10 protein-coding genes are annotated in these 11975 nt (G+C 64.0%); 1 reads left to right on the top strand and 9 read right to left on the bottom strand.

The window, feature by feature from the left end:
- Positions 1-3: 3 nt before the first annotated feature.
- The 5 genes from OU997_RS08110 to OU997_RS08090 form a co-directional block, all read right to left on the bottom strand.
- Positions 4-2466, bottom strand: coding sequence for a TonB-dependent siderophore receptor (locus OU997_RS08110; RefSeq protein ID WP_267809606.1), 2463 nt, complete (start codon positions 2464-2466; stop codon positions 4-6).
- A 122-nt stretch (positions 2467-2588) separates the two neighbouring features.
- Entirely contained in the window at positions 2589-3620 is a 1032-nt protein-coding gene (locus tag OU997_RS08105; protein ID WP_267809605.1) for a FecR domain-containing protein, read from the bottom strand.
- Between the two features lie 2 nt (positions 3621-3622).
- Positions 3623-4132, bottom strand: a complete 510-nt coding sequence (locus OU997_RS08100; protein ID WP_108489025.1) for a sigma-70 family RNA polymerase sigma factor — start codon at positions 4130-4132, stop codon at positions 3623-3625.
- A gap of 134 nt (positions 4133-4266) precedes the next feature.
- Entirely contained in the window at positions 4267-5580 is a 1314-nt protein-coding gene (locus OU997_RS08095) for an NAD(P)/FAD-dependent oxidoreductase (RefSeq protein ID WP_267809604.1), read from the bottom strand.
- A gap of 273 nt (positions 5581-5853) precedes the next feature.
- Entirely contained in the window at positions 5854-6258 is a 405-nt protein-coding gene (locus OU997_RS08090) for a MerR family transcriptional regulator (RefSeq protein ID WP_267809603.1), read from the bottom strand.
- A 76-nt stretch (positions 6259-6334) separates the two neighbouring features.
- Between OU997_RS08090 and OU997_RS08085 the strand changes: the two genes are divergently transcribed.
- Complete coding sequence (locus tag OU997_RS08085) at positions 6335-7564, top strand: NADH:flavin oxidoreductase/NADH oxidase family protein (protein WP_267809602.1); 1230 nt, start codon at positions 6335-6337, stop codon at positions 7562-7564.
- On the opposite strand, the gene OU997_RS08080 is transcribed toward OU997_RS08085, so the two are convergent.
- The 4 genes from OU997_RS08080 to OU997_RS08065 form a co-directional block, all read right to left on the bottom strand.
- On the bottom strand, positions 7561-8217 hold the full coding sequence (locus tag OU997_RS08080; RefSeq protein WP_267809601.1) for a cupin domain-containing protein: 657 nt from the start codon (positions 8215-8217) through the stop codon (positions 7561-7563). The two genes, OU997_RS08085 and OU997_RS08080, sit on opposite strands and share 4 nt — an antisense overlap.
- A 26-nt stretch (positions 8218-8243) precedes the next feature.
- On the bottom strand, positions 8244-8927 hold the full coding sequence (locus tag OU997_RS08075) for a type 1 glutamine amidotransferase domain-containing protein (RefSeq protein WP_267809600.1): 684 nt from the start codon (positions 8925-8927) through the stop codon (positions 8244-8246).
- A 122-nt stretch (positions 8928-9049) separates the two neighbouring features.
- Positions 9050-10534 carry a methyl-accepting chemotaxis protein gene (locus OU997_RS08070; protein ID WP_420713273.1) on the bottom strand — a complete coding sequence of 495 codons (1485 nt, stop codon included), beginning with the start codon at positions 10532-10534 and terminating at the stop codon, positions 9050-9052.
- A gap of 361 nt (positions 10535-10895) precedes the next feature.
- Positions 10896-11969 carry an FAD-dependent oxidoreductase gene (locus OU997_RS08065; protein WP_267809598.1) on the bottom strand — a complete coding sequence of 358 codons (1074 nt, stop codon included), beginning with the start codon at positions 11967-11969 and terminating at the stop codon, positions 10896-10898.
- Positions 11970-11975 lie beyond the last annotated feature (6 nt).

Below are 11975 nucleotides of genomic sequence, written 5' to 3'. Positions count from 1 at the left end.
GCCTCACTCAAAGCGGTAGCTGGTGCTGAATTGCAGCGAGCGCGGCTCGCCCGGCAGGATGCCGAGGTCATTGGTGGCCGACTCGTAGTAGGTCTTGTCGCCCAGGTTGCGGGCGTTGAGGGCAAATGCCCACGGGCCGCGCTCATGGAACAGCCCGGCATCCAGCACGGTGTAGGCCGGCAGGGTGACGGCGTTGGTGGTCGAGGCGAAGGAATCGTCCTGATGGCGCACACCGAGGCCGACGCGCCAGCCGTTACCCAGCTCTTTGACGCCCCACAGGGTGGCGCTAAAGCGTGGGGCGTTGGCCGCCCGTTTGCCTTCCAGCGGGGTGGCCGGCGGCGTCGGGGTGATCGCCGGTGCCGTGGTGTTGTTCGACTGGGTCACCCGTGCATCCAGGTAGGTGAGCCCGCCCTGCAGGCTCAGGCCGTGGCCGAGATCGCCGAGGGCCGACAGCTCGACCCCTTCGGCGGTGATTTCACCGACATACAGCGACGGGCCGTTGGGGTCGCTGGGGTCACGGGTCGGCACGTTTTCCTTGATGATCTGGAACAGGCTCAGGCCCAGCTCCAAAGCACCGTCGTTCAGGCGCAGCTTGCTGCCCAGCTCATAGCTGGTGGTGATCTCCGGCGGCTGGATGGCGTTGCCTGGGTCGATCACCCCGGTGGCGCTGCCGGGCTGGTAAGAACGTGAGGCGGACAGGTAATAAGACGACCAGTCATTGGGCTGATAGGCCAGGCCGGCGCGCGGGCTGCGGTAATCATCGTCGCGGCTGTAATCACTGTCGACGCGGTTGTCGAAATCGCGCTCCAGCTGATCTTCACGCAGGCCCAGCAGCATCACCCAGTGCTCGTTGAAACGCATCAGGTCCTGGATGTAGTAACCGGCAGTATGGGTTTCGTAGATGCCATCGCGGCGCACGGAGGCCGCGCTGTAGGGCACGGTCTTGAGCACCGGGTTGTACACCGACAGGTTGTAGGCAGCCGGCAGGTCGCCGCCGCGTGACAGGGTGTCGCGCTCCTCGAGGGCGTACTCGGCGCCGACCATCAGCTCGTGCTGGATGCCCAGCCATTCGACCTGCTTGCTCAGCTCCAGCTTGTTGGCCAGGTCAGTCTGCTGGCTGTCGAAGTTGCTGCGCGACAGGCGTACGGTGGGCGTTACGGTGTTGAGCAACAGGCGGTTGATGGTGGTTTGGTTGCGCTCAAGGTCCAGGGTGCGATAGCTCAGGGTGTTGCGCAGTTGCAGGCTGTCGCTCAGGTCCACCTTGAGGTCGGCCTGGAAGGTGCTGTCAGCGCTGGTGCCGCTGTCGTTGTCGCCCGGGTTGGCCGAGCCGTAATAGGTCGAGCGCGAGACATCCGCCGGCTTGCCGTTGATGCCGGGAATGCCGGCATCGAACACGCGCTCATCCGCCAGGTGCTGGGCGCGCAGGTCGAGGGTCACGTCATCGTTGAAACGAAGGGTGGAGGCCAGCGCCAGGCCGTGCTTGTTGTACCAGACCTCATCGCGGTACGAGTCGCCCTCGTCAGCCATGGCATTGATGCGCACCTGCACCGCTTCGTTGATCGGCTGGTTGACGTCGAGTGTCAGGCGCCGGGCATCGTACGACCCCAGGCTGGCGGCCAGGTCAGTCTGCGCCTGCGAGTGCGGGCGCTTGCTCACCAGGTTGATCAAGCCCCCGGCCGAGCCCCGGCCGTAGAGCACACCACTGGGGCCTTTGACCACTTCGACCTGTTCTAGGTTGAAGGTGTCGCGGAAGCTGTTGCCGCCATCGCGCATGCCGTCCACATAGGTATCCGAAATAGCCGAGAAGCCACGGATGACGAACTGCTCGCGAATGCCTTCACCGGTGCTGCTGGTCACGCCTGGGGTGTAGGCCAGAGCGTCCTTGATCGAACGTGCGCCGCGATCACGCAGCACGCTGGCCGGCACCGCATCGACCGTCTGTGGCACATCCAGCGAGTCGGCATCGGAGCGGGTGGCGCTGCTCACCGGCACGCTGCTCTGGTAACGGCTGGCCTTGCCGGAAATGGTCATGGCGGGCAGTTCGCTGCGGGCCGCTGCGTTGTCCGTGCGCGCGGGTGCGGGCCGCAGCACATAACCACCAGCCTCTACCTGCACGGCTTGCAAGCCGGTGCCGGCCAGCAGCACCGCCAGGGCTTCGGGCACGGTGTAGTGGCCTTGAAGACCTGCGGTTAACTTGTCGGCCGTTTGCTCGGCGGTAAAGCTGAGCAACAGGTTGGCGCTGCTCGACAGGCTGCGCAGCGCCGGTGCCAAAGGCCCGGCGGCAATCGCGAAGGTTTGCTGCCCCTGCTGTTGGGCCGGCGCGGTGTCTGCGGCCAAGGCCACGCCCGGCAGTTGCTGGAGGGCCAGGCTGCAGGCCAGGGCCAAGAGCAGGCGGCCACTCGGTCGCTGTTGGAGGTTGTGCGCGGTGTGACGCGGCGGCGTCACGGGGCGATTGGCACGGTGCATGGGGGCTCCTGGCACAGAAAGCGAATAAGGTTCTTGCTGTGTAGGTGCCGCGAGAATGGCAATCGGGCAGTGCGTGGCTGAATTATTTTTCGCCGCGCTCGGCTATCTGCTGCGACGCGGGCTTAGCCGGCCTGTTCGATCAGCACCCAGTAGCGGCTGCGGGTGCGCACCTGCACTGGCAGCACGCTGGACAGGGTGACGAGAATGCGATCGCTGTCGTGCACCGGGAACACCCCGGACAGGCGCAACCCGGCCACGTGCGGATCGCAGCGCAGCACCCCGGGGCGGTAACGATCAAGCTCGGCGATAAATTCGCCCAGGGGCATGTCGTCAGCAATGATCTGCCCACGGGTCCAGGCCAGATCAGCCTCATGCAGCGGGCGCAGCGGGTCGATATGGGTGCGGCTGAAGCCGGTGCGTTGCCCAGCCAGCAGCACCTGCACGCGGTCACTGCGGCTCGGGTGGAGCTGTACGGCGCTTTCCTGCACGGCCACCTGAGTGTGGCCGTTGCCCTGACGCACGCTGAAACGCGTGCCCAGCGCGCGAATGCGCCCTTGTGCGGTTTGCACCTCCAGCGGCCGTGGGCCAACAGGCTGCAGGCCCTGGGCCGCGGCAGTGACGACCATGATCTCGCCCGCGCGCAGGTGCAGCAGGCGGGTGTGCGCATCGAACTGCAGGTCGAGCGCCGTGGCGGTGTTGAGTGTCACGCGGGTGCCATCGCTGAGGGTCACGCGGCGTTGCTCACCCGTGCCGGTGCGGTGTTCGGCGAGCTGTTCCCGCCAGGTGCTGGTGCGGCTGGCCAGCAGCCCGGAGCCGGCCAGCAACCCACCCCAGAACAGCGAGCGCAGCAGCGTGCGGCGGCTGGCCTGAGCCGTTTGTCGGGCATAGGGTGAGAGCGTCTGGTAGGCACTCTTGGCTGGCAATGCCTTGAGTCGGCCGGTCATGGCCTCGATATGCCGCCAGGCGCGTTCGTGCTCAGGGCTGGCGGCGCGCCAGGCCTGCCAAGCCAGCTGCTCCTGCGTGCTGGTTGCGCCGGACATCAGCAGGGTCAGCCATTCCACCGCCTGGTCGGCCACGGCTGCGCTGATCGGCTGACCCTCGGCCAAAGGCCTGGCGGGTGTGTTGGGGTAAACCGCGCTGCGTTGTCCGTTCATGTTCAGCTGGCCAGCGCGAACAGGTATTGGCGGTTGGCACGCATCAGGTACTGCTTCACCGAGCTGCTGGACACGCCCAGGCGTTGGGCGATTTCGGCATAGCTGAGTTCTTCCAGGTGGGCGAGCAGGAAGGCTTCCTTGACCTGGGCCGGCAGGCCGTCGAGGGCGCTGTCGATCTGGCGCAGGGTTTCCAGTGCCTGCAGTTGTTCTTCCGGAGAGGGATAAACCGCTTCCGGCAGGCTGGCGAGCACTTCAAGGTAGGCGTCTTCCAGGCGTTGGCGGCGATGGCGATGGGCAATCAGACGGCGCGCAATGGTCGCCAGAAAGGGCCTGGGTTCGCGAATTTCACTGGCCTGAGCGGAATGAATAACGCTGACGAAGGTGTCCTGGGCCAGGTCTGCGGCGGCAAAGGTGTCGTTCAGCTTGCGCCGCAGCCAGCCTTCCAGCCAGCCGTGGTGCTGGCGGTAGAGCGTGTCGAGGTCGGTGGAGAGGTCTAAATCAGAGGCAGGCACAGTGAGCTCCGGTCAGCCGGATGGCTACTCAGGCGCACATGATAATTATTATTATTAAAAACTCAATGCTGCCGGTAACGCCGTGCCCCGGCAGCTGATCAGCGGACTGCGCGCGCGTCAGCGCCGCACCGTTCTTAACGCAGTTTTTCCAGCATCTGGTAGTACCACATGCCGGCGGCCAGCATCGGGTTGCCGAACACATCCCCCAGCGGCACTTTGATGTGTTTGCAGGCGGCGAAGGTGTCGTAGTGGCCCATCGTGCCGGTCAGGGCGTTGGCCATGATCTCGCCCATGATGTGGGTGGTGGCGATGCCGTGGCCGGAGTAGCCCTGGCAGTACCAGACATTGTCCGAGAGCTTGCCCAACTGCGGAATGCGGTTGATCACGATGCCCATGGCGCAGCTCCACTGAAAGTCAATGGCGATGCCCTTGAGCTGCGGGAAGGTCTGCTCGATGCCGGGGCGCAGTTCGGCCGCAATGTCGCGTGAGTCACGGCCGGAGTAGTTGCAGCCACCGCCGAACAGCAGGCGACCGTCGGCGGTCATGCGGTAGTAGTCGAGGACAAAGCGGCAGTCGTACACCGCCAGATCCTGCGGGTTGATTTCCTTTGCCCGCTCACCCAGCGGCGCCGTGGTGACGATGCCGCCCATGGCCGGGAAGATCATGCCCTTGAGCTTTTTCGGCTCCAGCTTGTGGTACACGTCGCCGGCCAGCAGCACCTGCTTGGCGTTGATCCGGCCTTGGGCGGTGACCACCGCCGGCTTGGCGCCGTGGATGATCTCCAGCACTTCGGAGTGTTCGAAAATCAGCGCGCCCAGGCTGGCGGCGGCCTTGGCTTCGCCGATGCACAGGTTCAGCGGGTGCAGGTGCATGTTGCGGGTGTTCTTCAGCGCGCCGCTGTACAGGTCGCTGGCCAGGTGGCTGCGCACCCCGGCGCGGTCGAGCAGGGTCACGTCAGCGCCCATGCCGCGCCGCTGTGCTTCGGCGTAGGTGGCTTCGAGCTCCTGCATATGCGTGGGCTTCATGGCCGCGTGCAGGTGACCGTGCTTGAGGTCGCACGGGATGGCGTACTTCTCCACACGGTTCTTGATGATCTCGTGGCCGCGCCAGCGCAGGTGCCAGATAAAATCTTCGACTTCCTCGCCGAGGGTGTTGCGCATCTGCTTGGTCATCGCCGCATCACCCGACAGGCTGCCAGTGACCTGCCCGCCGTTGCGCCCGGTGGCGCCCCAGCCAATCTTGTTGGCTTCGACAATCGCCACCTTGAGGCCGCGCTCGGTCAATTCCACGGCAGACGCCACGCCGGTAAAACCGCCGCCGATGATCACCACATCGACACTGACCTCGCCTTGCAGGGTCGGGTAATCGGTTTCTTCATTGAGGGTGGCGCTGTAGTAAGACGGGCAACGCACAGCGGCCGGAGTAACGGGTTTGAGGGCGGCATTCATAAGCAGCTTCCTGGTAGAGGACGGGAGTGGACAGAGCAGTCAGAAACGATCCGATCGGCCATCCGGCGGACGCGCATGACGGCAATGCCACAACGCCCAAAACGCCAAGGTTTGCGGCAGTTTGAGCTGATCACGCGGCGTGGCTGCGGGCAAAGGGGCGGGATAAAACACAAGAGAAGAGCGCATGGGTGCAAGGTTCACACAGGGCCATGCGTTGGTTAAATGCGGTTTTTTACATGCTTGGTTGTTACTGGGCTAAACATTGGCGACCGCTTATGCACCGCGTAACTGCGCCATCACCCGTTCGGCGTTCTCGGCGCAGGCCATGCCTTCGGGCTTGCTTTCGATGCTGGCAATAATGCCCAGCAGTTGCGCTTTGTTCTGCGCTAAACGCTGTTGCATGGCTTCGATTTCGCTGACTTTGCGCTGCAGGCTGCTGAGCAACTGATCGTGGGCCCAGCCTGCGGCGTTGGCATCGGGCAGCATGTGGCGGATTTCCTCCAGGCTGAACCCGGCCTGCTGCGCACAGCTGATGATGCCCAGGGTCTGCACGGCCTGTTCCGGGTAGCGGCGGTAGCCGTTGGCCTGACGTTGCGCGCCGATCAGCCCGCTGGCTTCATAGAAACGAATACGCGATGCCGCCAGCCCGGTGCGGCTGGCCAGTTCACCGATTTTCATTCCATCACTCCGCACTATTGACCTTAAAGTTGACTTTAACCTTAGCCTTGCTCCACCTGCTACCTCGGAGTACGCCATGCCTGCCTTCCAACCGCTGCACCTGCCCAACGGTACTGTCATCCCCAATCGCATTGCCAAGGCGGCGATGGAAGAAAACCTGGCCGATACCCGCCAAGGCCCGTCTGCTGAATTGCTGCGCCTCTATCAAGCCTGGGCCGAGGGTGGTGCCGGGCTGTTGATCACCGGCAATGTGATGGTCGACCGCCGCGCCATGACCGGCCCCGGCGGCGTGGTGCTGGAAGATGCGCGCCAGCTGGATAAATTCCGCGAGTGGGCGCGCATCAGCCGGGCGCAGGGTGCGCAGGTCTGGATGCAGATCAACCACCCCGGCCGGCAAATGCAGGCCAACCTTGGCCAGCAGACCGTAGCACCGTCAGCGGTCGCGCTGGAGCTGGGTGGCCTGTCGAAAATGTTCCCCGTGCCCAAGGCGCTGGATGAAGCAGAAATCCAGGACCTGATTCAGCGCTACGCGCGCACTGCACAGCTGGCCGAACAGGCCGGCTTTACCGGCGTACAGATCCACGCGGCGCACGGTTATCTGCTCAGCCAATTCCTTTCGCCGATCAGCAACAAACGCACCGATCGCTGGGGTGGTCCGCTGGAAAACCGTGCGCGCTTTCTCCTTGAGGTGGTCAAGGCGGTACGGGCTGTGGTGGCCCCCAGCTTCTGCGTGGCGGTCAAACTCAACTCGGCGGACTTTCAGCGTGGCGGCTTCGACGCGGCCGATGCCAAGCAGGTGGTTCAACTGCTCAATGAGCTGGCGGTTGATCTGGTCGAGCTGTCCGGTGGCAGCTATGAAGCGCCGGCCATGCAGGGCGATGCCCGTGATGGCCGCACCCTCGCGCGTGAAGCCTACTTTCTGGAGTTCGCCGGTGAGATTGCCGCTGCGGCGACGATGCCGGTGATGGTCACCGGTGGGATTCGTCGTTTGCCAGTGGTCGAACAGGTGCTGGCCAGCGGCGTGGCCATGGCCGGGATAGCCACGGCCTTGGCGATCAACCCAGCGCTGCCGAAACAATGGCAGGCCGGGCAGCCCAGCAGTGCCGAATTGCCGCCTATTCGCTGGAAGAACAAGGCGTTTGCCTCCCTGGCTTACATGGCCGTGGTGAAGTTTCAACTGCGCCAGCTCAGCCTAGGCAAGCACACCCACGCTGGGGTCTCGCCGCTACGCGCGCTGTTATTGGAACAGCTGAAAAGCGCGCGACGTACCCACCACTACAAACGCTTGATGGCCACAGGCAGTTAATCGGGCAAGTGCCCGGTTTTCACCCAGATCAGGCAGCCGGCTTCGCTGAACGGCGTGTGCTGTGACAGGTGCGGGCTGCGCAGCCAGCTGCCGGCCGGGTAGTCGCCGAATTCGTCCTGAAAGGTGCCTTCAAGCACCAGGATTTCTTCGCCGCCCCAATGCCGGTGGGCATTGAAGTAGGTGCCGGGGGCCCAACGCACCAGCGCCACGTGTTCGGTGCCGTGCTGGTGCAACGGCAACACCTGCAAGCCCGGCACCAGGCCGGACCGCCATTGCGCCTGGGTGCTGTCGATCACCACAGGCTGGTCATCGGCCACATCGAACTGCATCAATTTGACGAAGATGGTGCAGCCTTCGCGGCTAAAGGGCGCGTGATGACTGCCAATCGGGTTACGCACGTAGGTGCCGGCCGGGTAATCGCCGCGCTCATCGGAGAACACCCCCTCGAGCACAAGAAACTCCTCGCCGCCGGGGTGGTGATGCGCGCTGAAGCGTGAGCCTGCCGCGTAGCGCACGATGCTGGTGGCGCGTGCCACCTCCTCGCCGATGCGGTCCAGCATGCGCCGCTCCACCCCTGGCATGGGTGAGGCCACCCAGGGGCTGTCGGCCGCACGGATCAGGGCGCGCTGACTAAAGTCGGCATTCAGTTGCATGGTCGCCCCCCTTCACTCCGTCTGCTTCAGGCCTGCTTGAGCAGGTGGATCAACGCGTCGGCGGTGGCATCCGATGAGGCCGGGTTTTGCCCGGTGATCAGCAGGCCATCTACCGCTACATGGCTCTGCCAATCGTTCGTGCTGGTGTAATGGCCACCGTTGGCGATGAGCATATCTTGCACCAGGAATGGCACCACGTCGGTCAGCTGTACCGCAGCCTCTTCGCTGTTGCTAAAACCGGTGACTTTCTTGCCGCTGACCAGCGGCAGACCGTTGGCCGCTTTGACATGACGCAGCACACCCGGAGCGTGGCAGACCGCAGCCACGGGTTTGTTCTGTGCCTGGAAGTGTTCGATTAGGGCGATGGAGGTACGGTCTTCGGCCAAATCCCACAGTGGACCATGGCCGCCTGGATAGAACACGGCGTCGAAATCATCTGCCTTCACCTGGCTCAGCGGCACGGTGTTGGCCAGCGCCTGTTGCGCTGCCGGATCAGCACGGAAGCGCTCGGTAGCGGCGGTTTGCGCATCAGGGGCGTCGCTCTTTGGGTCCAGCGGCGGCTGGCCACCCTTGGGCGAGGCGAGGGTCAGCTGCGCGCCAGCATCCTTGAACACGTAGTAAGGCGAAGCGAATTCCTCCAGCCAGAAGCCAGTTTTGTGTCCGGTGTTGCCCAGTTGGTCGTGTGAGGTCAGTACCAGCAGAATCTTCATGGTGTATTCCTTGGGGCGCAGGCCGTGATGATCAAAGAGAGCGGCAGCTTACGCGCGTTGGCCGCGGGCGATAATTCAAAAGCCGTGATGGTGCCTATCACGGCCAGGCATGGTCAGGCCCATCACGGCTCGGGCTTGTAACCCAGGCGAATGCCACCCCAATGCCGGCCCTGAACCATGATGGGTACGGACAGGTCATGCATCAGCTCGCCGGTGTCACGCATGTAGGTTTGCAACAGCAGCGGCTTCTGGTGACTGCCGCAGCGGATGCCGGTGCGGTCATTGAACAGGCGCTTGCTGCGGCTTTTGATGATATCCACCGCGCGATCGCCGCAGGGTGGATGGTTGAAGGCATTGTTGTGCGTGGGTACATAGCCTTCCGGGGTGCAGGCGATGGCGAAGACCAGCCCCTCGTGCTGACTGAGCAGCGGCTCCTGAATGGCCGGCAGGATCTGATCGGCATAACTGTCGAAACGGGTTTTGTACTTGGCCGGAAAGGTATTGGCGATGGGCTGGTAGCTGCGGTCAAACAACTCGTTGCTGCTGATACGGCCACGCTGCAGATCGGCCTCAAACTGCGCGGCAATCTGCGCGGCGGCTTGCCGGGCCAGGTCGTAGATGCGCTGGTGATAACTCGCCAGCCCGACCTCGGCGAACTGCTCGCTGATATGCTCAGCTTCACCGGCCAAACGCTCTGCGGCCTGGCTGAGCTGTTGCGTCTGACTGGCGCTGTCGCTGACGTCGCCGCGCAACTGACCGACGGCCACCGAGAGTTCGGCCAGGCGTTCGTGGTTGTGGCGGGTGCCGGTGTCGATCTGCCCGACCTGCTCCTCCACCTCTTCGGCCAGGCTGGCGATGCGCTGCAGTTGCTCGCCGGTTTGCTCAACCTGTTGCGCCGCGCGGGTCAACTGCTCGCCCTGCTGTTGCATGTGGCTGACCACCGCCACACTTTGCTGACGAATGTCGCTGACAATCTGCCCGACCTCTTCGGTGGCGCTGCTGGTGCGGCCCGCCAAGTTGCGCACCTCATCGGCGACCACGGCAAAGCCACGGCCGAGGTCACCGGCACGGGCCGCTTCAATGGCCGCATTGAGCGCCAGCAGGTTGGTCTGGCTGGCGATGGCCTGAATCACCAGGGTGACTTTCTCGATCTGTTCGGTGCGGCTGCTGAGGCCGTCAATCAGCTCGCGACTGGTGGCCGTTTGCGCACTGAGTTGCTGCATGGCGCTGATGGCCTCACGCAGGTCGTGCTGACCGCTGGCGCTGTTCTCGCGCACGCTCTGTGCCGCGCGCAGGGTGTGTTCGGCGCGCTGAGCGGTGTTCTGTTCGGTCTGAATAATGGCTTCAGCGGCGTGGTTGATTTGCTCGGTCGCGCCCAATTGCGATTGCAGCTTGCCGGCCACCTGATGCGCGGCATGGGCCACTTCGGCAGAAGCCAGCGCGTTATGGCAGGTGTGCCGTGACAGGTTTTGGCTGATACCAACAAACTCATCGTCGGCCTGGGTCGCCGTTGGCACCCCTTCATCCTGACGCTGCCAGGGCCCCAGCCACGGCCACAAGGCCAGCAGCAAAAAGGACGGGACGCTGACAAACCAGGGTACTTGCATCTGCTGGTACGCCACCATCAACCCGGCCAGACCCAGGGCATGCAGCGCGCAGGCCTTGGGGTAGGTAATAAACGCAGAGCGCATGACAAACCTCGTTATTTTTATTCTGGCGCGGCTAACACCAGAAACAGCCCGCGGCGCACCGCCAGACTATTTAAGCTCGTAACTCGCCCTGATGATGCGGACAATTGGCCGGGCAAGCGGCCATCGTCGTTAATTCTATAGACCATAGCGGGTGTCGCTCCTGGCGGCCAACTTCACCTAGTCGCCTGATTCGAACACCCAAGTCCAGCCAGGGCCAGAAAACGTTGGTCGCACCTGAATTAACAACGGCAATCCTGCTGCCGGATCAGTGGGCCGTTCAAAAACTGTGACGGTGGATAAACCCCTTGTCGAGCAGGTCTTTCCAGCGACCCAGGCATTGGCCGCCGGCACTGTGCCCGTACCAGTCCATCAGCGCGCCGCCATCGCCAGTGGCCAGCAAGGCGAGGGTATGACGCTGCGGCCGATAGGCTTTGAGTGGCTGGCCACGCAGGGCCGCTTGCAGGTTAAACGCCAGCACTGGCCCCTGGCGCACCGCATAGACCCCGCTTTTGCGCGCACCCGGCAGGCTGGCGCAGTCGCCCACAGCAAACAGGCTGGGCTGGGTGTAGCTCTGCAACGTGGGCGCCACTAAAACAAAGCCCTGTTCATCACATCCCAGACCACTGTGCGCCAGCCACGGCCACGCCGCCGCGCCGCTGGCCAACAGCAAGCGTAAACCGCGCCACACGGGTTCAGTGCCACTCAACAAGCTGTCGCCGTTGATCTGGCTGATGGGGCAGTCTTCACGCACCTGCACCCGGCGTTGGCGCAGATGGCCGAGGGCGCGTAAACGCAGGCCAGGCGACAAGCCATCGAGCAGGTGACCGGCACAGAACAGGGCCAGTTGCGGCACCTTGTCGGCCACGGCCAACGCCAGTTCAACCGCCGCTGCACCGCCACCGAGAATCGCCACAGGTTCGGGCTGCGCCTGCCAGCGCTGCCAACCCTGCAGAAACTCATCGAAAGGTTTGACTGCCAGCAACTGCATGGCGCTGCCCTGCTGCGCCGGCGTGCGGATGCCCGCGCCGACATTCAGCGACAGCCATTGCGCGCTGAACGTACGGCCGTCCGCCACTTGCACCAGCTGTTGCGCGGCGGACAGGCTTTCAACCGGCGCGATGATCAACTCAACCTTGGCCGCACGGCACAGCGCCAGCAACTCGACCTGACACTCCTCCGCCCGATGCCGCCCGGCCAGCAAACCGGGCAACATGCCGGAATACCAAGCCACCGGCCCCGGACTGAGCAAGGCAATGCGCCCCGCTGGCCGCTCGACCAAGGCCCAGCGCCGCAGCACACCCAGGTGGGCGTGGCCGGCGCCGATCAACAGCAGGTCGTAGTGAGTGCTCAATCGCGC

The organism is Pseudomonas sp. SL4(2022) (assembly GCF_026625725.1).
In the GTDB taxonomy this organism is placed as follows: domain Bacteria; phylum Pseudomonadota; class Gammaproteobacteria; order Pseudomonadales; family Pseudomonadaceae; genus Aquipseudomonas.
The sequence above is the reverse complement of the archived record's forward strand: the minus strand, read 5'-3'. Positions and strand labels throughout refer to the sequence as shown.